The 20,110-nt window shown below is 53.9% G+C and carries 21 protein-coding genes and 1 tRNA gene; 9 read left to right on the forward strand and 13 right to left on the reverse strand.

Annotated features, from left to right (window positions below; all coding sequences use genetic code 11):
- Window positions 1–23 precede the first annotated feature (23 nt).
- The gene (gene sufC / locus CQ011_RS00920) at window positions 24–782 is read left to right on the forward strand and encodes a Fe-S cluster assembly ATPase SufC (protein WP_105673793.1); all 759 of its coding nucleotides are present in this window, start codon (window positions 24–26) and stop codon (window positions 780–782) included.
- Window positions 783–795: 13 nt separating this feature from the next.
- Window positions 796–1,140, forward strand: coding sequence for a metal-sulfur cluster assembly factor (locus CQ011_RS00925; RefSeq protein WP_105673795.1), 345 nt, complete (start codon window positions 796–798; stop codon window positions 1,138–1,140).
- A gap of 87 nt (window positions 1,141–1,227) precedes the next feature.
- Here CQ011_RS00925 and CQ011_RS00930 read toward each other — a convergent pair whose 3' ends face one another.
- From CQ011_RS00930 to CQ011_RS00955, 6 genes are all read right to left on the reverse strand, one after another.
- On the reverse strand, window positions 1,228–2,400 hold the full coding sequence (locus tag CQ011_RS00930) for a thiolase family protein (RefSeq protein ID WP_105673797.1): 1,173 nt from the start codon (window positions 2,398–2,400) through the stop codon (window positions 1,228–1,230).
- The gene (locus CQ011_RS00935; RefSeq protein WP_105673799.1) at window positions 2,397–3,866 is read right to left on the reverse strand and encodes a class I adenylate-forming enzyme family protein; all 1,470 of its coding nucleotides are present in this window, start codon (window positions 3,864–3,866) and stop codon (window positions 2,397–2,399) included. Before CQ011_RS00935 ends, CQ011_RS00930 begins: the two co-directional genes overlap by 4 nt.
- A gap of 4 nt (window positions 3,867–3,870) precedes the next feature.
- Window positions 3,871–4,446, reverse strand: a complete 576-nt coding sequence (locus tag CQ011_RS00940; protein WP_105673801.1) for a biotin transporter BioY — start codon at window positions 4,444–4,446, stop codon at window positions 3,871–3,873.
- Window positions 4,447–4,490: 44 nt separating this feature from the next.
- A complete protein-coding gene (locus CQ011_RS00945) occupies window positions 4,491–5,096 on the reverse strand; it encodes an energy-coupling factor transporter transmembrane component T family protein (RefSeq protein ID WP_105673803.1) in 606 nt (201 codons plus the stop codon).
- The gene (locus CQ011_RS00950; protein ID WP_105673805.1) at window positions 5,093–5,782 is read right to left on the reverse strand and encodes an energy-coupling factor ABC transporter ATP-binding protein; all 690 of its coding nucleotides are present in this window, start codon (window positions 5,780–5,782) and stop codon (window positions 5,093–5,095) included. The genes CQ011_RS00945 and CQ011_RS00950 overlap by 4 nt, the downstream gene beginning before the upstream one ends.
- Before the next feature lie 151 nt (window positions 5,783–5,933).
- A complete protein-coding gene (locus tag CQ011_RS00955) occupies window positions 5,934–6,659 on the reverse strand; it encodes a LysE family translocator (RefSeq protein ID WP_105673807.1) in 726 nt (241 codons plus the stop codon).
- Between the two features lie 154 nt (window positions 6,660–6,813).
- Here CQ011_RS00955 and CQ011_RS00960 point away from each other — a divergent pair, with 154 nt between their 5' ends.
- Window positions 6,814–7,260, forward strand: a complete 447-nt coding sequence (locus CQ011_RS00960) for an Lrp/AsnC family transcriptional regulator (protein ID WP_096254675.1) — start codon at window positions 6,814–6,816, stop codon at window positions 7,258–7,260.
- Here the strand turns inward: CQ011_RS00960 and CQ011_RS00965 are convergent.
- Both CQ011_RS00965 and CQ011_RS00970 read right to left on the reverse strand, forming a co-directional pair.
- Complete coding sequence (locus CQ011_RS00965; protein WP_105673809.1) at window positions 7,257–8,471, reverse strand: MFS transporter; 1,215 nt, start codon at window positions 8,469–8,471, stop codon at window positions 7,257–7,259. The two genes, CQ011_RS00960 and CQ011_RS00965, sit on opposite strands and share 4 nt — an antisense overlap.
- Before the next feature lie 684 nt (window positions 8,472–9,155).
- Window positions 9,156–9,232 (reverse strand) — tRNA-Arg (locus CQ011_RS00970).
- A 210-nt stretch (window positions 9,233–9,442) separates the two neighbouring features.
- Here CQ011_RS00970 and CQ011_RS00975 point away from each other — a divergent pair.
- The 3 genes from CQ011_RS00975 to ettA all read left to right on the forward strand — a co-directional run bounded on the left by CQ011_RS00975 (window position 9,443) and on the right by ettA (window position 12,586).
- On the forward strand, window positions 9,443–10,249 hold the full coding sequence (locus tag CQ011_RS00975) for a CPBP family intramembrane glutamic endopeptidase (RefSeq protein ID WP_219844164.1): 807 nt from the start codon (window positions 9,443–9,445) through the stop codon (window positions 10,247–10,249).
- Between the two features lie 67 nt (window positions 10,250–10,316).
- Entirely contained in the window at window positions 10,317–10,790 is a 474-nt protein-coding gene (locus CQ011_RS00980) for a single-stranded DNA-binding protein (RefSeq protein WP_105673813.1), read from the forward strand.
- Window positions 10,791–10,903: 113 nt separating this feature from the next.
- On the forward strand, window positions 10,904–12,586 hold the full coding sequence (ettA, locus tag CQ011_RS00985) for an energy-dependent translational throttle protein EttA (protein WP_105673815.1): 1,683 nt from the start codon (window positions 10,904–10,906) through the stop codon (window positions 12,584–12,586).
- 89 nt (window positions 12,587–12,675) lie between these two features.
- Here the strand turns inward: ettA and CQ011_RS00990 are convergent, their stop codons facing one another.
- A complete protein-coding gene (locus CQ011_RS00990) occupies window positions 12,676–13,218 on the reverse strand; it encodes a flavin reductase family protein (protein ID WP_286161037.1) in 543 nt (180 codons plus the stop codon).
- 111 nt (window positions 13,219–13,329) lie between these two features.
- Here CQ011_RS00990 and soxR point away from each other — a divergent pair, with 111 nt between their 5' ends.
- Window positions 13,330–13,800 (forward strand): redox-sensitive transcriptional activator SoxR, encoded by a 471-nt coding sequence (soxR, locus tag CQ011_RS00995; RefSeq protein WP_105673817.1) that lies wholly within the window; start codon window positions 13,330–13,332, stop codon window positions 13,798–13,800.
- 145 nt (window positions 13,801–13,945) lie between these two features.
- Here the strand turns inward: soxR and CQ011_RS01000 are convergent, their stop codons facing one another.
- Complete coding sequence (locus tag CQ011_RS01000) at window positions 13,946–14,842, reverse strand: acyl-CoA thioesterase (RefSeq protein ID WP_105673819.1); 897 nt, start codon at window positions 14,840–14,842, stop codon at window positions 13,946–13,948.
- Between the two features lie 156 nt (window positions 14,843–14,998).
- Here CQ011_RS01000 and CQ011_RS01005 point away from each other — a divergent pair, with 156 nt between their 5' ends.
- On the forward strand, window positions 14,999–15,658 hold the full coding sequence (locus tag CQ011_RS01005) for a DUF8185 domain-containing protein (RefSeq protein WP_105673821.1): 660 nt from the start codon (window positions 14,999–15,001) through the stop codon (window positions 15,656–15,658).
- Between the two features lie 54 nt (window positions 15,659–15,712).
- On the opposite strand, the gene CQ011_RS01010 is transcribed toward CQ011_RS01005, so the two are convergent.
- The 3 genes from CQ011_RS01010 to pepN form a co-directional block, all read right to left on the reverse strand.
- Window positions 15,713–16,213 carry a globin gene (locus CQ011_RS01010; protein ID WP_105673823.1) on the reverse strand — a complete coding sequence of 167 codons (501 nt, stop codon included), beginning with the start codon at window positions 16,211–16,213 and terminating at the stop codon, window positions 15,713–15,715.
- Window positions 16,214–16,229: 16 nt separating this feature from the next.
- On the reverse strand, window positions 16,230–16,697 hold the full coding sequence (locus CQ011_RS01015) for an OsmC family protein (RefSeq protein ID WP_105673825.1): 468 nt from the start codon (window positions 16,695–16,697) through the stop codon (window positions 16,230–16,232).
- A 125-nt stretch (window positions 16,698–16,822) separates the two neighbouring features.
- Window positions 16,823–19,369: an aminopeptidase N gene (gene pepN, locus CQ011_RS01020; protein WP_105673827.1), complete on the reverse strand. Its 2,547-nt coding sequence runs from the start codon at window positions 19,367–19,369 to the stop codon at window positions 16,823–16,825.
- Between the two features lie 267 nt (window positions 19,370–19,636).
- On the opposite strand from pepN, the gene CQ011_RS01025 reads away from it, so the two are divergent.
- The gene (locus tag CQ011_RS01025; protein WP_105673829.1) at window positions 19,637–20,110 is read left to right on the forward strand and encodes a ribose-5-phosphate isomerase; all 474 of its coding nucleotides are present in this window, start codon (window positions 19,637–19,639) and stop codon (window positions 20,108–20,110) included.

The raw sequence follows: 20,110 nt of genomic DNA on the forward strand, positions 1-20,110 counted from the left end.
TAGATATAGAAACGGAACGACGTATGTCTACTCTGGAAATCAAAGACCTGCACGTCTCGATCGACACCGAGCAGGGCGAGAAGGAAATTCTCAAGGGTGTTTCATTGGTAATCAATACCAACGAAACCCACGCAATCATGGGCCCTAACGGCTCGGGCAAGTCCACCTTGGCTTCGACCATCGCCGGTCACCCACGTTACAAGGTCACCTCGGGTTCAATTACCCTTGACGGTGCCGACGTACTGGAGATGAGCGTTGACGAGCGTGCCAAGGCAGGCCTGTTCCTGGCCATGCAGTACCCAGTTGAGGTCCCAGGCGTGACCATGACTAACTTCTTGCGTACCGCCAAGACCGCAATCGACGGCGAAGCGCCGAAGCTGCGTACTTGGACCAAGGACGTCAAGGAAGCCATGGCGAAGCTGAAGATCGATGCGGACTTCGCTGGCCGTAACGTCAACGAAGGCTTCTCCGGTGGCGAGAAGAAGCGCGTTGAAATCTTGCAGATGGAACTGTTCAAGCCTAAGTTCTCGATTCTGGATGAGACCGACTCGGGCCTTGACGTTGACGCGTTGAAGACCGTATCTGAGGGTGTTAACCGCGCTCAGGAAGAAAACCAGATGGGCACCTTGCTGATCACCCACTACACTCGCATCCTGCGCTACATCAAGCCAGACTTCGTGCACGTGTTCGTTGATGGTCGTATTGCTGAGCAGGGCGGCGCAGAACTCGCAGATCGTTTGGAAGAAGAAGGTTACGACCGCTTCCTTAACGTTCAGGCCTAGTAAGGTATAACTCATGAGTGAATTAACCGAACAGAGCACAGGAGCCAAAACGACTCCGTTGGAAGATGTCGAAGAGGCGCTCAAAGACGTGATCGACCCGGAACTCGGCGTCAACATTGTCGACTTGGGTCTGCTTTACGGAATGAAGTATGCCGAAGACGGCGTGCTAATTCTCGATATGACGCTCACCACCGCTGCATGCCCGCTCACCGATATTATCGAAGAGCAGGTTGCCCAGGCTATGGAAAGCGTTGTCGACGAGCATCGTCTGAACTGGGTCTGGATGCCACCTTGGGGTCCAGAACGTATCACCGATGATGGTCGCGACCAGATGCGAGCACTTGGTTTCAACATCTAAGTTGTATTGCTAAAGGCACCTTTCAAAATCCGCTAGGGATTTTGGAAGGCGCCTTTTCTTTGCGTTTGAAGCGCTGTTCCTCAAGCCTCAGTGATTTGGTGTGTGTACCGCTTCAAAAGCCATGGCCGTGCCGGTCCCGCCGGCTGCCGCCATCAAAGCCAAGCACAATTCGTCTTGAACCTTCTTTTCCTTAGCCTGCCAGAACAGCCTTGTGGTCAAAATGGCTCCACTGGCACCGTAGGGGTGACCCAGCGCCAACGCCCCACCATCACGATTCACGTCTTCAGGGGCTATGCCAAGCTGAGTCAGGCAGGCGATGGCTTGCACGGCAAAGGCTTCGTTGAACTCAATGAGCCCGGCCTGATCCAGTCGACGTTTGCACAAGAGCTGCTCTAGTTTTTGATAGGCGGGAACTGCTGCCATACCCAAGATTTGTGGGTCGCACGCACCGCTACCGGTGGACAGATAACGCAGTGCAAAGTTTGCACCCAACGCATTAAAGTACTCTGCGTCTACGATTAGTACCGCCGCGGCACCATCATTAATGGAACAAGAATTACCTGCAGTCACCGTGCCGCCGGGAACGAACGCCGGGCGCAAGGCCCCAAGTTTTCGCTCTGTGAGTCCAGGCCGCGGACAGGTATCGCGGTCAATGAGACCGGAAGCGGTATGCACCGTCACTATCTCGTTATCAAATCGCGCGGCTTGCTGAGCCTGGACCGCACGCTGGTGGCTTTGCAAGGCAAAATCGTCTTGGGCTCCGCGCGAGACACTAAACTCTGTAGCGATGTTTTCTGCCGCGACGCCCATATCTGGGTCCGCGTGAGGGCGTGGGGTAAAACGAGCACGTGAATAGATGCGCGGGACAGCGCCGGGCACAACATTCTTTTCCATCCGCCACGGTGCAGTACTCACCGATTCGACGCCTCCGGCGATGACTGCGCGCGCTTCACCACACTGAATCATTCGTGCCCCGGCTGCAATGGCTTCTAACGCGCTGGCACACTGTGCGTCTAGCGTGGTGGCTGGAATGCTCAGAGGTAGACGCGATGCCTGAGCGGCTACTCGGGCGATATTCCCGCCCGGTCCGGCAGCATTTCCGGCAAAAACGTGGTCTATCGCGGCAGGGTCTAGGCCTGAATCTTCGAGCAACGCGTTAAAAACTTCTGCGAGCAGGTCCTCGGCGCTTAACTGCGCAAACTCTTTATTCGACCGCACGATAGGCGTGCGCCGAGCTGCGATAATCAATGCTTCATTCATCGTAAACGCAGCTTTCTTAGACCCTCGGTTGTCGGTACGGGAAGGTTCAAAACATCTCGCTTGCCGCTGTTCGTCAGTGGCCAATGAGATAAAAATACGATGTCATGGGGAATCTTGTAGGTGGGAAGTAAGCTTTTCAGCTCGCGGTGCAGCTCCAGCGGATCGGGAAGTTTTCGTGTTTGCGGAAGCAGACAATAGGCGGTAATTTGTGCTCTGTCTGCCGCATCGCGATGAGCCTGAATCACCGACTGAGTAAGCCCGCATTGTTCTAGGGCGGTGCTAATTTCTGCCGGGTAAATATTGTTTCCATTAATATTGAGCATCTCACCATGACGGCCCAATATTTGGACCTGATTATCCGGCAGTAAACGGGCAAGATCTCCCACGCCTGTCGCATCTTGGCAGCGTTCCAACTCGCCTGCGCCTCGCGGGTCATAACCGGTGGCAATAAAGTCACTGGCAATCATGAGCCGGCCAACACCGTTGTCTTGCGGCGCATGTAGATGAGCTCGGACGCCGTCGAAGAAGGTACCGATGAATTCTGGCATCGAAGCTTTGGCCGAGCGTTGATGCTCCCGGTAGGCAATGAGGCTGTGCTCACTGCTCCCGTAGTATTCGGTACAAGCGATCTGTGGGGAAACTTGCAAGATTCGTTGGGCCAGTGGTGAAGCCAACGCTTCACCGCCAGTAACCACGTGGCGAAGTGAGGCAAATAAATTCGCCGGGAGCTGGTCAAGCATGAGCCGTATCAGGGTGGGAACAGCGACCATCCTGTTGCAGCTTTCGGTTTCTAAGAGCGTGGACACATCCTGAGCGTTCCAGCGCCCGGGTGCCACGAGTGTTCCTCCGGTGGCAATCGATTCTACTAGAGCGTAGAGGCCTAGCCCGTGGGTCAGTGGGCCGGGCACCAGGGTTCGTGCGTCCTGGGTGGCACCGAGGGTCGTGGCGCACCTGCCAATTGACTGCTGCCACGACTCGCGACTGCGCATTACTGCCTTCGGAGACCCGCTAGAGCCAGACGTGAACACGACCAGCAGCTCGCACTGTGCGTCGTCGCAGGGCGTTATCGCCGGAACGGTAGCAACGTCTTCAACCACTGATGGCACTCGCACTGTGTTCTGACCTAAGGCGCGTAGTACTGATTCCCCAGCGCGGTCGCAAAGTACCGTGGGTGAGTCGAAGAGTTCTAGCATTTGGAGAAGCCGTGCCGAAGGCCATGCCGGATCTAGGATGATCGCGCTGATACCGGCCAGCATGCACCCATGGAAGGCGATAGCCAGGGCGATGGGATCGGTGCAGTAGATACCGACACGGTGACCGGGTAAAACGTTCTGGCGTAGCTTGCCATCCAACGCATTGCTGCTCGCAGCTAAGGAAGCATAATCCAGCACGTGAGTGGTGCTGATGACCGCTGGGTGTCGTGGACGGGTCCGCGCATGCAGTTGCAATTGGCTGGCAAGATCCATTGGGTTAGCTCATCAGTGCCCGGTAGCTGCGGTGCACGGTGACAGCCACCAGCGCGGTGACGACGGCTTTGATGAGGTCTCCGGGCAAGAATGCGATGGCGCCTATCGCGGAGGTACCAAGATCAAGCCCTGTCACCGCTGCTGTCCATGGAATGCCGAACAGGTAGATCACGCCGATACCGCCAATGATGACCGAGACCAATCCTGTGATGATACGTCCGGTTTGGCTCTTTTGACGGAGCACCCAGAATTTGAACAGCGCGCCAATGACCAAGGATCCAAAGATCCAGCCCAGCAGGTAGCCGCCGGTTGGGCCTAGCAATACGGCCAGTCCACCACGGCCGCCAGCTAATAGTGGTAAGCCGGCTAAGGCAAGGACAACCACAATCAAACTTGAGAGCATGCCACGCACCGGGCCGAGGAGGGCTCCAGCGAGCATGACACCCAAAGTTTGCAGTGTGATTGGCACCGGCACAATGCCGATCACGATGGGAGGAACTAAGCCCATCGCGGCGATCATGGCCGCAAATATTGCGACATAAACAGTATTTCGGGTTTGCGAAGTTGTGGCAGTTGCCATGGGAGCGTCCTAACGAATGATTGTGCGAGTGAGTCTGGGGAGGATTATTTGGAATGTTCGGCGGAGTCGTAACCGCGTGCTTCTAGCGCCTCGGCGGTATCTTCGGCGATTCGGAGGGAACGAATCACCAGTGGAACCGCTACGGCGAGGGGATTATTTGCGAGCCCGCGCGCGTGTTGAGCTTCGCGGACTTCCAGATATACGCGTTTAAGTTCTGGAATGAAGCGAATAGCCAAAGATAGCCCTAAGGATATTTGTGCTGGGTTCGCGCCGACATGGCGTAGGGGAGAGGCCACCTGTTGAAAGAGTTCGAGCATGGCGTCAAAGGTGGTCGTCAAGCTGACTGCGTAGGCAAACATGCACATGGTGAGCAGGCGAAGTACCGACACTAGCGCGCTGTCCCAGGTCGTCTGGATTCCTAAAGAGACAAAGACGATACCAAGGATGAGGAGCAAGGTCACCAGGGGCATGCGTAGCTGGCGCAAGTTCACCCGAGCACTGAGCAAGATGAGGACGCTCAAAATAAGTAACACCAAGAGGATCTGCCAACTACCGATCAGGTATAGGCCGATGCTGAGAACCAGCAGTGCTCCAAATTTAAGTCCCGCTGGTAATTTAGCGAGATATGAGGTGTTCTGCGCGGCGATCATACGTGGCTCCACTGGCGGTAATGATCAATAGCATCCGCGGGCTGACCGTCAAAGTCGACGATCCCGTCAGTAACCACGAGGACACGATCAAAGTCTTCTAGTAGTTCTAGATCGTGAGTAATAACGATGGCTCGTTGTGGAAGTTGGGCGATCTCGCGTTGGAAGCGCAGTCGATTACGTAGATCAAGCATGGTTGTGGGCTCGTCAAAAACAATCGTGCGAGGTTGCATGGCCATTACTGCTGCCAAGGCCACCATTTGCTGCTCGCCGCCGGAAAGCGTATGGCTCTCACGATCTGCTAGATGAGCAATGTTCAGTTCTTCAAGGGTCTGTGTGACTCGAACCTTGCGCTCTACTTTGGACAAGCCGATGTTTTTCAGGCCAAAGGCTATATCGTCCGCGACCAGCGGCATGATGATTTGATTGGCAGGGTTTTGGAATACGAAACCCACATCGCGACGAATCTGTTTCGCATTTTTGGACGTCTCTAGTCCTCCCACACGGACGGTGCCACTGGTAGGAATAACTAGTGCGTTGAGTAATCGCGACAGTGTGCTTTTACCCGCGCCGTTTGCCCCGATGATTCCGATGCGACGTTCATTGAGCGTCAGGGTGATATCAGTGAGGACCGTGCGGTCTTCAAAGCTGACAGTGACTTGCTCAAGCTGGATCTCTGGTAATTCCACAATGCTCCATCGCGACGTACTTGTTTATCCAGGAGATCACCGCTGAAAGTTCGGTGTCTGGAAGGCGTTCTTAGTGACGTTTTTTACCACTGAGAAAAGAGCATACTTGATCACTGTTCAATTGTCTTGATCAGTGTTCAATGAATTACGTTTAGCCAAAGAACTGATCGTAGATAAGCACTAGTGAAAGGCCAATCATGATGATCCCCGAAGCTGCAGTCACAATTCTTGCGGCCAGTGGTCTGGAGCGTAATAAAAGACGTGCGGTTAGGGCGACGGCAAAGTACACGGCGACCGATACCGCGAAATGAGTGAGGCCAAGTGCGCCGGTCTGAACGGACAATGGCCAGCTTGCGTCCGGATTGATGAACTGTGGAATCAACGCCAAATAGAGTAGTAGCGCCTTCGGGTTGACCCCACTGGTGAGCAGTCCTTTGAAGAAAGGTGCGCGCCACTGTGCACGCGAATTCTCAGATGAGGGAGCCTTGGTCAGAAGCGCAAGGCGCCCGGGGGATGTGTTGAGTGCGCCACGGGGGTGGGCATTTGTGGCCTCAAATTCTGCGTGGTCCACCGAGGCAGTCGGGTAAAATTTTGCTGACTTCCAGCTGGTGAGCGTGGTAATTCCGAGCCATAGTAGGTATATGGATCCTGCCATGGTTAGCCAAAGGAGCAGCTGTGGCGAACTGGCGACTAACGCTGCCACGCCACAGACAAGTAGTGCGGTGTGAAATAGATAGCCTGTCAGTAGTCCCCATACTGCCGCGCGGTAGCCTTTAGGTCCGATAGCCGAGGAAATTATGTAAGCCCAGTCGGCGCCAGGGGTGCAGGCTAGGGTAACGGAGACCAAGAGGAAGCCAGTTAGTTGCGTGATTTCCATGGTGACTCCTCATAGTTCCTGACGTGCTCATATAAGGTTAGGGAAAATTGCCCGAAAAGTGCTTGCCGTTTTTACTCAGGAGGCACCAATTTAAGCAATCTTTTCTTGATTAGTGGATAAAACACGCAAATATATTGCGTTGTATGCTGAGTTCATGGATAAATTAGACCGGGCTATCATCGCTGAATTGCAACTGGACGGCCGGATGAGTGCAACTGCGGTAGCCAGTAAGGTTGGGCTCTCAGTTGCCCCTTGTCATCGACGAATTCGCGAACTCGAGCGAGCAGGGGTCATTGCCGGCTATCAGGCTGTCATTGCTCCTGAACGCGTTGGCTTAGCATTCGAGGCCCTGGTCTTCGTAACACTCAAAGATCGTGCCCAACTTAAAGCCTTCGAGGCGGCAGTTGAAAAAGATGAGTTGATCGTCGAGGCGCAACGCCTCTTTGGGGAACCAGATTTTTTGTTGCGTGTTTACGCCAAGGATCTGAGCCACTATCAGCACCTCTACGATGAGGTATTAGTTGAACTGCCCGGCGTGGAGAAGCTGACTAGCACTATCGTGATGCGAAATATCAAAGAACGAGCAATCCTGCCCGTTTAGCTTTTCGCTTCGAGGGATTGGCCGGTTTGCGCTGCTCTTGGAGTGATGATCAACGAGATTATCAAGATCGTGACAATGAGCCAGAGGGCTTGAGGTAATCCGATAATGTCTGCTACGAACCCAATAACCGGTGGTCCGCTGAGCATCGCTCCATAGCCAAAGGCGCTGATAACGCTCACGGCACGTGGGCCAAGGTGATCGCTGCGCGAGGCCGCGATGGACATTCCCACAGGGAACCCGAGTGAACTACCCAGCCCCCAAAATAGCGCTCCGGCCCCAAGCATCCAGATGTTGTCGCCGAGAATAAACAAGACAATTCCGACAAGACCGACCATACCCATAATCATCAGCGAACACTTGGTTCCAATGCGGTCAACAATTGGTCCGCCGGTGAATCTGCCTATGGTCATCGCGCCGGTAAAGAGGGTAAACATCAGCGCTCCGCTGGGATGGCTGAGCCCATGGCCGACGACAGAAGCCACCGCAAGCCAATCGTTGGCAGCCCCTTCTGCAAAGCTGAGCCCGGCAACCATAAGCCCCAGGAGCAATAACAGTCCGCGCCGTGAACGTGCGCCGGAGGCCTTCAGCTGGGTTTTGTCTCGTGGTGCCGAGTAATTGTAGTTCCAGGTTTTGAAACCGGTCTGTGCAAGGAGCGTTAAGCCAACGATTACTACGGCGACAAAGCTGAAGTGCCAGATTGTTTCGATTTCTAGGCTCAGGGTAGCCGTTGCGATGCCCGCGCCGAGTAGGGAGCCGAGACTGAAAAATCCATGCAATGAGGGCATGATGCTTTTGCCGAGCTTCCGTTCAACCTTGGCTCCGTTAACATTCATGGTGATATCAAGGCAACCGAATATTAGCCCGTTGAAAAATAAGATTACGAAGGCGGCGATACTGCTCTGCAGAATCGTGACAGATACGCCAAGGGTTACCAATATCGCAGCTAGGAAGATGGGAAGCACAAGGAGAAGATTTTTGGCCGAGAACGTTCGGCTTAGGCTCGGGGCCAACGCAATTCCGGCTAAGGTGCCAGCCGTCATGAAAAAGAGAAAAGCACCTAGCTGTGACCCGGAGAAGTCAAAGACCATATCGATCACCGAAAGTCTTCCAGCCCAAGAGGCGAAAGATAATCCTGCGATCAGGAAAATAAGGTTAACGCTGGAGCGTTCGCCGAGTATCGGCTTAGCTAAAGCGGGGGCGATAAGCGCCATCTACCTGTTCCTCCTGATTTGTACAGCACCTAGAGTTTATCCCACATTTGGAAAAGTTGAAACTAAAATCATCGACTTCACGTGCACTGCTAGCGCACTTTTAGGTGTTGCATATGAAACTCCAAGTATCGGGTACCTGTAGGGTGCAAGTTCAACTGAGTACTTGGAGGTGTGGCGCGGTAGTAAGGCCCCTTTTGATTGGCTTTTAGCCAAAGATTCTCCGCGATAATCCGGGGAAAATTCACTATCAAATATGTGCGCGAGACCAGCAATCGAAAAATCCGCTGATCAAGGATGGAAAAATCTCAACACTGGGAATTACCCGACCGGACCTTGGTGATGGCATGACACGAGCGGTGGTGCAATACCCAATTCTCGAAACGAGTTGGCTGCTAGCGCAAGGACTCTACGAAGCGGACAAAGCCAGTGGGTTCAAGAGTCGATGGAACGTCTAGAAATAACGCGCGAGCGGGGTAGCTTTGGTGGTTATTTGTTTACTGCACATCAATCTGGCGGCCTATTGCGGGTGAGTAATTTTCAATTTAGTGCCGAAGGTAGTCCGAACGGAGCCTTCAGGTCTCTAAGACATGCCACTCAGCGGATCTCGCTGCGGCTCGGTACTGAGTCAGAGAGCAAAAAGAACCGCCGTTCACTCGTTTTACATAGTGAACGGCGGCTCTCAGTTGGTACCCCCGGCCGGATTCGAACCGGCGACCTAGAGATTAGAAGGCTCTTGCTCTATCCAGCTGAGCTACGGAGGCGTAACCGAAAATTAGTTTAGCTCATTGGCAAGCCAGATCTCTAACTGAAAACGCTAGTCTTGTAGGAGGTCAAGTTCATGAGCGGTTGAGTAGGAGAATATTTGTATGCGGCACTGGAGAATTGATGGTCTGAAAAGTATCTCCTGCTTTACTATTCTCAGTTTCGCTTTGGCTTGGCTAGTAGCGCTCCCGCTGTGGCAAGGAGGGGGCTTGCATCACCCGCAATTTACCTGGATAGCCATGGCAATGATGGTAACGCCGACTATCGCAGCAGTGGCCGTGAGTTTGCTTCAGCGCCGAGGCAAGCAGTTCATCAAGGAATCGGGTCTTGCTCCGATCCGTAAGCCCAAGCGATTTCTCCTAGCTGCCCTCCTTGCGTATTTCATTCCCATTCTGCTCATCGTTCAAGCACCATTTATCGGTACCTGGCTCGGCGTGTTTCCTGGTGACTTTGATCAGTTCATGATTCTCAACTTTGTATCGGGAACCGACGGGCCTGCTAGGTATTTGCTTGGGCAAGCCGGGCTCATCCTTGTCGCCGGATTGCTGAATCTGATCCCAGCGCTTGGTGAAGAAATTGGTTGGCGCGGGTGGCTTTGGCCAAAATTACAGCCGTTGGGTCAGGTGCCAGCACTGCTGATTTCGGGTGTGATTTGGGGACTATGGCACTCGCCGCTGATCTTGTTGGGCTATAACTACCCCTTTGCCAAGGACGGTTGGGGAGTAGTAATGATGTGTGGAATGTGCATCGTTGTCGGGGCATTCTTTGCTTGGTTGAGGACCATGAGCAACTCCGTTTGGCCTGCAGCCTTTGCTCATGGAATCTTCAACGCCAGCGTAGGGTTGGTATCCCTATTTATGATCATGGGATCCATGCTCGACACAACGAAGGCCTCTATTCTCGGTTGGTCCGGTTGGATACTGCCAGGTGTAGTCATCGTGCTGATGGTAGTAGCCGGGGCATTCCGAGCCACTCAGAGTTATCCACAAAGGGAATCGACAGAGCTTCGCAACTAGGCTTCGAGGCGCAGCATGGATTGAAACCCGGTAACCGTACCGGTCAGATCCAAAGGAGAACAACGTCATGAGTGATCTTGTGACTATCCGTGCCGTTATTGGCACCGAGCCTAAGCTGAGCATCACGCCGCAGGGACTGGCGGTGCTGAAGTTTCGCGCAGTCACCCACGAGCGCAAGAGAGACCCGGAAACTGGGCAGTGGGTCGATGCAGGAACCAACTGGTACTCGATTAGCGCCTTCAGGTCTTTGGCCGAAAATGGAATGGAATCTTTTGAGCAAGGTGATCACATAGTAGTGACTGGCAAGCTTCAGGTTCGGCAATTTGAACGAAACGACGGATCGCGCGGAACCAGTGTAGATATCGAAGCATTTTCATTTGGGCACGATCTCAAATATGGAACTTCGAACTATACGAAGGTGCGCAACGGTGGCGGCGAATTTGACCGATCAACTCACGGCTCCCAGTCCGATGAAACTGAACAAGCCGACAATAAGAACTCCACAGCACCATGGCCTGAAAGGGACACGGAAGCCGCCTAAAAGTTCCTTATTCGGTGGTGTCACGGACAAACGTGTGAGACCGGGCACCACTGAGGCGAATTAGTGGTGTGTGGATTCGGATTTGCGGCTACTGAGCGACTAGCCTTAACCCCATGGCGGAATTCATTTACACGATGACCAAGGCTCGCAAAGCCGTTGGTGACAAAGTCATCCTTGATGATGTCAGCATGTCGTTTTTCCCGGGCGCCAAAATTGGCGTGGTGGGCCCTAACGGTGCTGGTAAATCAACGATCCTAAAGATTATGGCGGGCATCGATACCCCGTCCAATGGTGAGGCGCGTCTATCACCCGGTTACTCTGTCGGCATCTTGCTGCAGGAACCACCCTTGAATGAAGAAAAGACCGTCCTGGGCAACGTCCAGGAAGGTGTTGGCGAGATCTACAAAAAGATCACCCGCTTCAACGAGATCTCGGAGGAGATGGCTCAAGAAGGTGCCGATTTCGACACCTTGCTTGATGAGATGGGCAAGCTGCAGGAGGCTATTGACGCCGCTGACGCTTGGGACATCGACAACCAGCTAGAGCAGGCTATGGATGCCTTGCGTTGCCCACCGGGCGACGAGATGGTCACCCACCTCTCCGGTGGTGAGCGCCGACGTGTAGCACTATGTAAGTTGCTGCTGCAGAAGCCAGACCTGTTGCTCCTCGATGAGCCTACTAACCACTTGGATGCTGAGTCCGTACTGTGGCTAGAGCAGCACCTGTCGGCCTACCCAGGCGCAGTACTGGCCGTGACTCACGACCGTTACTTCCTGGATCACGTCGCTGAATGGATCTGTGAGGTTGACCGTGGTCGCCTGCACCCATACGAAGGCAACTACTCCACTTACTTGGAGAAGAAGCGCGAGCGTATGGAATTCCAGGGCAAAAAGGATCAGAAGCTTGCAAAGCGTCTGACCGAAGAGCTCGAATGGGTCCGCTCCAACGCTAAGGGACGTCAGACTAAGTCGAAGGCTCGTCTGGCTCGCTACGAAGAAATGGCTGCGGAAGCAGAGCGCACTCGAAAGCTTGACTTCGAAGAGATTCAGATTCCACCAGGCCCGCGCCTGGGCCAGGTTGTTATTGAAGCAGAGAATCTGAAGAAGGGCTTCGGCGAGCGTGTGCTCATCGACGGACTTTCATTCTCGCTTCCACGTAACGGCATTGTGGGCGTGATTGGTCCTAACGGTGTCGGTAAGTCGACGCTGTTCAAGTCCATCGTGGGCATGGAAGAAATTGACGGAGGATCGCTGAAGATTGGCGAGACCGTGAAGATCTCCTATGTCGACCAGAACCGCGAAAATATTGATCCGGAAAAGTCCCTTTGGGAAGTTGTCTCTGAAGGCAACGACTACATCCAGGTCGGTCAGGTTGAAATGCCTTCGCGTGCCTACGTCTCGGCTTTCGGTTTCAAGGGTCCTGACCAGCAGAAGAAGGCAGGTGTGCTCTCCGGTGGTGAGCGTAACCGTCTGAACCTGGCGCTGACCTTGAAGCAGGGTGGCAACCTGTTGCTACTCGATGAGCCTACTAACGACTTGGACGTTGAGACTCTTTCGTCCTTGGAAAACGCTCTGCTCGACTTCCCAGGTTGCGCAGTGGTCGTCTCGCACGATCGCTGGTTCCTGGACCGAGTGGCCACTCACATTTTGGCTTACGAGGGCACCGAAGAAAATCCTTCGAGCTGGTACTGGTTCGAAGGTAACTTCCAGTCTTACGAAGACAATAAGGTTGAGCGTTTGGGAGCCGATGCAGCTAAGCCGCACCGCGTGACCCACCGTCGCCTGACTCGCGACTAAGAATAAAGCGAAGCGCCGAGGCCAGCACGAATATTTCGTGCTGGCCTCGGCGCTTTTGACTGCGCAAAAGGCAACGTAATCTAGCTACTCTATCCTTGCGCTGTGTCGGGAAGAAGCGTTGGTAGCTTCAGATACTTACGGTTCTGGTGCACCAAATGTTGTGCGGGTTCTCCTTTGATGACTTCGAGAATTTCAGCCGCAATAAGACGTGACCCGCCGACGCTAATTGACGAATGAATTTGTGCGCGCAAAGCTGCCGGCGCCTTGTCAAAATACGGTTCCCCGGTGGGCAGAAAGGTCCAACCCTGATCTATGGTGAACCGTGGAGCTCCAGGCCGGGCGAAATTATCTGCCAGTTCTTCATGATCTTCGCCGAGCATATGGATCATGAATGTGTTTGCCGCTAACACTGCTCCAGCAGCCCCGGATTCTTTAGTCAGCGAAAAGGAAACTGCCACGGGATCGATCGATAACGAAGCGAGACTTGAGATCGTCAGTCCGTAAGGAATGCCATCAACCGTGGCGGTAATAAGCGCTACTCCTGCGGGGTGAGCGCGAAATGCGTCGCGGAAATCCGCCGACAAACTCTGCATACGTGAATCGTCCTTTGCTTTTGAATCACTGAGATTCAATCTCCCGCACCGAAACCCCTTGGGGTCAGGTGCCAACTATCTTCAGCCTAGAACCTCAAGTAAGCTTGAGGTCAATTTGTTGATCGGTGACGCTTCACACAGGGAGAAAATTTGAGCGACAATAACAATCCTGGACAAGAGCTTCTGGGAATCGGACAAGTCAGTGAGCGCACCGGGGTAGCGAAGTCTGCTCTTCATTACTACGAAGAGATTGGATTGATCCATTCAACACGTAGTGCAGGAAACCAGCGACGTTATCCACGGCATATGTTGCGGCGGATCTCGCTAATCTCCGTCGGAAGTAAACTCGGAATTCCACTGGCGGACATCGGTCATGCGCTCGAACCGGTGCCCATGGATACCATTCCTTCTGAAGCTGATTGGAAACGCGCTTCTACCGAATGGAAACGTGTACTCGAGCATCGGCGCCGAGCCATCGAAGAACTCGAAGACCGGCTGATGGGATGCATTGGATGCGGTTGCCTCTCGATGGAGGCATGTTCACTGCTCAATCCGGAGGATACCCTTGCAAGCCAAGGCTCTGGAGCCAGACGCCTAGAATCTGGAGACGATGTCAGCTAGACACCAAGTACGCCGACCTGCTTACTAGCGCTGTAAGTTCTTGCGGAAAGCAAAACAAGCGACAACCTGCGCCCAAATAGTTGGCGCAAATTGCCGCTTGGCATGCGTTGCTGATCTTACTCAGTGTTCAAAGCAAATCTGAGGTTTACTCAAGATCCTCTTCAAACTCTGGAAGTCGGACCATTCCTTCTTGGGCTACCGTGGCTACTAGCTCACCTGCCGCATTGAAGATTTGCCCTGTTCCCAGTCCTCGAGCAGAAGATGCGCTGGGGGAGCGCAGCACATAGAGCAGCCATTCGTCGGCACGGAACTCTCGGTGCCACCACATTGCATGGTCTAAACTCGCGATACTCAAGCCTCGATGAATCCAGCTGATGCCGTGGCGGCGGATGACCGGTTCGAGCAACATATAGTCACTGGCGTAGGCCAACGCGGCTCGGTGGAGAACCGGATCATCTGGCATGGGAGCGGTGGTACGCATCCAGACTGCAGCCATCGCTTCGTTTTTCTCGTAGCCAGGAAGGTACACCGGTTCGGTAATGTGGCGCATGTCGAAAGGACGTTCGTAGGCCCATTCGTGGGCTACCGGATGGTCGAAGTGACCGATGATGTCAGCCGTTTTAAGTAGAGTTTCTGGAGCTGGGACGTCAAAAGGCACCGCGTCCGAGTGGTCGAGCCCTTTGGCCGGTTCTTGGAAGGACGCAATCATCGAAAGAATAGGCACGCCATTTTGATAGGCGTGGACTCTGCGTGCTGAGAATGATCGACCGTCACGCAACCGTTGAACCCCAAAGGTGATGTTTTGTGTGGGGTCGCCCGGGCGAAGGAAATAGCCATGCATTGAGTGAATCGCACGCCCCTCAGGGACCGTGCGTGAACCAGCAATGACAGACTGAGCCAATACTTGACCGCCAAAAACCCTAGTTCGGGATTGGCGAGGAGTCTTGCCGATAAAAATATCTTCATCGGTGCGAGCCTGCTCGGCTCCATCCAGATCCAACAAATCCAGCAGGATTTGTGTAGTGCCCAGTTCCTCGGTCACGATATTGAACTCCTTGACGTGCTGACGGTGACTTTGAAAACTCTATCGTGACAAGTTCGAATATTCACGTGACGGCACCGTACGGGAACTGTCGCATGTGACGAAAACCGATGAAGGAGCCGGAAAGTTAGTCCCAAGTCATGAGAACATTAGGCTATGGCCAGTGATTCACTTGTTTTTGAAGACTCCAATTCAGTCAGCGATTTAGCTAACTTACTTAGCCGAGCCAAAGCTATCGAAGACGATGGAGCATTGCTCACCGTCCGTGGAACCGCGCTAGCAGTTTATGTTCCGGTGCTGGTTCCGGCGCAGCTTGGGCAAGGTGACTACACCATCCTAGGAATGCGTGTGCATCGCCTGGCAAAGGAAGCCCAAGGTAATGCCTGCTACTCTATCGCGGCTATTCAAGATCGTCTGGCGCGAATGGGGCAAGCAAGTACCGAGTTTATGTTCCCTCCGGTGGAAGAAAATCCAGTATGGGCCGGCATTACCGTGCCGATGTCCGGCTGGGTGGATGCCGGAAATGTTGCAGATACTGAGCTGGCCGCGGCAGCACAATCGGGTATCGATGCGGTAGCTAAGGCTTTGCCGGAAAATCCAGGCAAGCCTGTTGTTGCTCAAATACGTCAGCGCATCTGGTCTGCCCAGATGGAGGACTCGAAAGTTAGCCTCCCGCTGGGAGCTGCCTTCGCTATGCACGCACTAGGTTTCTTGTCGTCAGATGGGCAAAGTAGGATCCTGCGTCAGGGAAACTGGATCCGTGTCAGCAATGGGCTAGGACATGTTCTCTTGCGCCGTTCGGCGTCACTGCTCTGATCACAAAAAGCTCCGCACCGGCTTGGCCAGTGCGGAGCTTTTCGTTGAGGGTGTTTAGCTTGACGCGTTGAGCAGAGAATGCGCGGCGCGGTCGAAGTATTCCCGTAACGTTTCGGCATGAAGCATCGGCAGTTCTAACTGGTCGATGGCCTTGTTCATATGTGCCAACCAGACATCGCGGTTATGTGGGTTAACCACATACGGCATATGGCGCATGCGTAGGCGCGGATGTCCGCGATGCTCCGAATAAGAAGTTGGGCCACCCCAATATTGTTCTAGAAACAATTGCAGGCGAATCTGAGCGGGGAACAGATCCTTTTCTGGGTACATGGCCTTAAACTCTTCGTCTTCGGCGACGGATGCATAAAAATTCTCACTCAGTCGCGCGAAGACCTCGCGGCCACCCACTTCTTCATAGAAGGTCCCCGCATAGTCGGATACATCTACCGGTTCCTGAGCCAGCTTAAGGAACTCATCGGAGGATGGGCCGGTGACTACTGGGTTGCTCATCGGATCGCGCTTCACGGTGTGAGGCAGCGGGTTTATTTCACTCATTTAATAGATTCCTAAATTACGCGGTGACAGGTTCGTGGAGAACCGGAAAATTCACGGACCTGGCGATGAAGCAGACCCGATTGGCTTGTTGATGCAACGAATCTGCGAGCTCTCGTTGAGAATCGTCGGCTAAAGAAACCTGCGGACGGAGAACCACCTGGGTGAACTCTCCGCTATTGTCGCGGTTTAATCTTAAGGTGCCAGAAGCCTGATCTTGATAGCCGGTGATCACTACGCCGTGGGTCACCGCTACGTGGAGATAAGAGAGCATGTGGCATTGGCTCAAGGCCGCGAGCAAAAGTTGCTCGGGGTTCCAACGATCTTTATCGCCGTGGAAGGTCGGATCTGCAGTGCCGGAAATGTCAGGCAACCCATCGGCCCGGATGATGTGATCCCGGCCATAACCACGGTAGGTGTCGGTTCCAGCCCCGCGATTACCGGTCCACTCGATGGCGATCTGATAGTTGTGCAGCGAGAGATCCATACTGCCATTCTTCCACCCTTTAAGAAGCTTATGGTGTGCGTTGGAGCACGAATCCTAGGTACCTTAGCTACGAGGAACCGTACCGATATCGAACTACAACGCACACCATGGGTGCAAACTAAATATTAGGCCTTAGCATCCGTGGACTGGGCAGCCAAAGCCCTCACCACGTCTGCACGACTTTCAACCAATAGGCGGCGCATCGCGGGATGCTTCTCGCCTAGACCCGACAAAAACTCATCAGTGCGATCAATAGTCTTCTGAGAAACTGCCGAACTTGGGTAGAAGCCCAAAACGATCTGCTTCGCCATCTCATGCGAGTAGCTCTCCCATGCCTTGACCAGAAGGCCAAAGTAAGGCTCGGTGAAACCATCAAGCAATGAGTGGTCATGAGAAATATTGAAGCCCGAAATGACTGCGCCTTGCTGTACGTTGGACAGCGTTGCTGACGTGGCGGCCGTAAAGGCTTCCTTTTTCGCTTCGGCGGATGGGCGTGCGGCCCGGGCCGTGTGCCAGCTGGCTTTACCCTTGGCAGTGTCATCCTTGGCAAGCATCTCATCGAGCTCGGCGGTATCCATTCGTGCCCCGGCGGTCAGCGCGATCGCCAATGACCAGCGCAGATCGGTGTCTAGGGTCAGTTCATCTAAGACCACGGAACCGTCGAGCAACCCTGAAACCTGATCAAACTGCTCAGTGGTCCGAGAACGGTGTGCAAATGCTTTAGCGAACTGCAGCTGAGCATCGGAACCTGCCTCTGCTTGCTGTGCCAATTCCCAAAGGCGATCGGCTGCCTGTACCGAAAGCTCACTGCTGTGCTTCGGGGTGACATAGTAGTCCAAGGCGGTGTTGAGTTGACGCAAGAGAACCATGATGACCGACGAATCAACTTCGTGACCGATGTTATTTAGCAATAGCTGGACATAGTCACTGGCTGGACTTTCGGCATCGCGTACCGCATCCCAGGCCGCACTCCACACCAAGGTGCGTGGCAGTGATTCGACGAAGTCTTTCAAATGTTCCGTGGCGGTAGCCAATGATTGCTCATCGAGACGGATTTTGGTGTAGGTCAGGTCATCGTCGTTGAGCAGAACCAAGTCCGGACGCTGCATGCCGATGAGTACTGGAACCTCGGTGCTGGCACCCTCGACGTCTAACTCCTCACGGTGTACTCGCACGAGCTTGTGCTGTTCATCGAGGCTGTAGAAGCCCACCGCGAGACGGTGCTTACGCAATGTAGGGAATTCTTCGATCGCACTCTGGTTGATCGTGAATCCGGTGATGATCCCGGCGTCATCGCTCGCTATTTCAGCTTTGAGTGTGTTGACACCTGCGGTTTCCAACCATGAGGCGCCCCAGTCGCTCAGGTCCCGGCCGCTAGCTGCTTCCAGCTCGGAGAGTAGATCGGGTAGTTCGGTATTGGACCACGCGTGCTTCTTGAAGTATTCGCGGACTCCTGCCATGAACTCTTCCTGACCAACAAAGGCAACCAACTGGCGGAGCACCGATGCGCCCTTGGCGTAGGTAATACCGTCGAAGTTCACCTCAACATCTTCGAGATCATTGATCTCGGCAACAATTGGGTGGGTACTTGGAAGTTGGTCTTGGCGGTAAGCCCAGTTCTTTTCCAAGGTATTAAAGGTGGTCCATGAGCTGGTGAATTCGGTGTTCTGCGCCGCAGCCAAGGTAGACATGAACTCGGCAAATGATTCATTGAGCCATAGGTCATTCCACCACTTCATGGTCACTAGGTCGCCGAACCACATATGTGCCAACTCGTGCAGGATCGTGATTGCGCGACGTTCGACCATTGCATGGGTTGGACGGGAGCGGAACACGTACTCTTCAAGGAAGGTAACGGCCCCGGCATTTTCCATGGCTCCGGCGTTAAATTCTGGAACGAAAAGCTGATCATACTTTTCAAATGGGTAGGGGGTTCCGAAGTTCTTTTCATAGAATTCGAAGCCTTGACGGGTGACCGTGACGATATTCTCCACGTCTAGGTACTGCATCATGGAAGCGCGCGCGAAGACGCCCAATTCGACGGTTCGGCCGCTGGAGGAAACCAATGAATCGCGAACTACCTGGTAGGGGCCAGCGATCAATGCGGTGATGTAGCAGGAGATGCGCTGTGTTGGTGCGAAGTCCCAGGTGGCCGCTTCGCCCTGCTCAACAGGTGCTGGCGTTGGCGCGTTCGAAACCACGTTCCAGTATTTCGGTGCGGTGACCGAGAACTGGAAGGTGGCTTTGAGATCTGGCTGCTCGAAGACGGCAAACATGCGGCGGCAATCAGCGACCTCGAATTGTGAGTAAAGGTAGACTTCCTGATCCACCGGATCCACGAAGCGGTGCAGGCCCTCGCCGGTATTCATATATAGCGCATCGGCATCGATGGTTAAGACGTTCTCGGCTGCCAACGCAGGCAGTTGGATGCGGATGCCGTCGGAGTGCTGCGCCGGATCAAGTTCGACACCGTTGAGGTTGATGGACCGTACCGAGTCGGTCACGGCATCGATGAAGGTTGATGCGCCTTCGGTGGCAGTGAAGCGCACGGTGGTACGGGAAGTGAACACACGCTCGCCACGTGTTAGGTCCAGGCTCACCTCGTAGCCTTCGACGTTGATCAAGTTCGCGCGGTCGGCTGCCTCAGTGCGCGTGAGGTTCATTCCTGGCATAGTGCTCTCCGTTATAAGGTGCTAAAAGATTATCGCCACAGGTTCTGAAACGATTATTGAATAACTTCTCCCATTGTGTCACCGACACTGGGGGAGCATGCAAGCCCTAAGCCACAAAATCTTTATTTCTTGCCCAAACCTTATCCTCGCGGCCGACGCGTCACGGAGACTGCCAAAGGTTATACAGTTCGATTCTGAAGGTAGTTGGTCGCTAAGCTAAGAGGAGTATCAACCGTTCTTTCCTCCTAATGAATGAGGCAATAAAGCATGCGCGTACACATCGCCACCGATCACGCAGGTCTGGAACTCAGCGACTACTTGGTAAAGCACCTCACCGCCAAGGGATACGAAATGGTCAACCACGGCCCTAAATCGTATGACCCGCAAGATGATTACCCTGCGTTCTGTATCAATGCTGCCAAGGCAGTAATCGATGATCAGCGCGCCGGCGTAGATGCTTTAGGGATCGTCCTTGGGGGATCCGGTAATGGTGAGCAGATGGCAGCGAATAAGGTCGAGGGAATTCGTGCCGCCTTGGCATGGAACTTGGACACCGCCAAACTGGCTCGTGAACACAACAACGCAAATGTTATTGCCGTTGGTGGGCGTCAGCATTCGGTCGAAGAAGCGGCGCAACTGATCGAGGCATTCCTCGCAGAGCCATTTAGCGACGACGAACGTCATGTACGGAGAATCGGCAAAATCGCGTCGTACGAAACTACCGGCGAGGTCATCGACTAA

Source organism: Arthrobacter sp. MYb213 (genome assembly GCF_002979915.1).
Lineage (GTDB): Bacteria > Actinomycetota > Actinomycetes > Actinomycetales > Micrococcaceae > Glutamicibacter.

What these genes read in the sequence shown, in the direction of transcription:
- CQ011_RS01015 (WP_105673825.1), bottom strand. Translation starts at nt 16,697, where the DNA reads ATGGATCTCTCGCTGCACAACTATCAGATCGCCATCGAGTGGACCGGT.
- CQ011_RS00965 (WP_105673809.1), bottom strand. Translation starts at nt 8,471, where the DNA reads ATGGCGCTTATCGCCCCCGCTTTAGCTAAGCCGATACTCGGCGAACGC.
- ettA (WP_105673815.1), top strand. Translation starts at nt 10,904, where the DNA reads ATGGCGGAATTCATTTACACGATGACCAAGGCTCGCAAAGCCGTTGGT.
- CQ011_RS01025 (WP_105673829.1), top strand. Translation starts at nt 19,637, where the DNA reads ATGCGCGTACACATCGCCACCGATCACGCAGGTCTGGAACTCAGCGAC.
- CQ011_RS00980 (WP_105673813.1), top strand. Translation starts at nt 10,317, where the DNA reads ATGAGTGATCTTGTGACTATCCGTGCCGTTATTGGCACCGAGCCTAAG.
- CQ011_RS01005 (WP_105673821.1), top strand. Translation starts at nt 14,999, where the DNA reads ATGGCCAGTGATTCACTTGTTTTTGAAGACTCCAATTCAGTCAGCGAT.
- CQ011_RS00960 (WP_096254675.1), top strand. Translation starts at nt 6,814, where the DNA reads ATGGATAAATTAGACCGGGCTATCATCGCTGAATTGCAACTGGACGGC.
- CQ011_RS00935 (WP_105673799.1), bottom strand. Translation starts at nt 3,866, where the DNA reads ATGGATCTTGCCAGCCAATTGCAACTGCATGCGCGGACCCGTCCACGA.
- CQ011_RS00955 (WP_105673807.1), bottom strand. Translation starts at nt 6,659, where the DNA reads ATGGAAATCACGCAACTAACTGGCTTCCTCTTGGTCTCCGTTACCCTA.
- CQ011_RS00940 (WP_105673801.1), bottom strand. Translation starts at nt 4,446, where the DNA reads ATGGCAACTGCCACAACTTCGCAAACCCGAAATACTGTTTATGTCGCA.
- sufC (WP_105673793.1), top strand. Translation starts at nt 24, where the DNA reads ATGTCTACTCTGGAAATCAAAGACCTGCACGTCTCGATCGACACCGAG.
- CQ011_RS00925 (WP_105673795.1), top strand. Translation starts at nt 796, where the DNA reads ATGAGTGAATTAACCGAACAGAGCACAGGAGCCAAAACGACTCCGTTG.
- CQ011_RS01010 (WP_105673823.1), bottom strand. Translation starts at nt 16,213, where the DNA reads ATGAGTGAAATAAACCCGCTGCCTCACACCGTGAAGCGCGATCCGATG.
- CQ011_RS00945 (WP_105673803.1), bottom strand. Translation starts at nt 5,096, where the DNA reads ATGATCGCCGCGCAGAACACCTCATATCTCGCTAAATTACCAGCGGGA.
- CQ011_RS00930 (WP_105673797.1), bottom strand. Translation starts at nt 2,400, where the DNA reads ATGAATGAAGCATTGATTATCGCAGCTCGGCGCACGCCTATCGTGCGG.
- pepN (WP_105673827.1), bottom strand. Translation starts at nt 19,369, where the DNA reads ATGCCAGGAATGAACCTCACGCGCACTGAGGCAGCCGACCGCGCGAAC.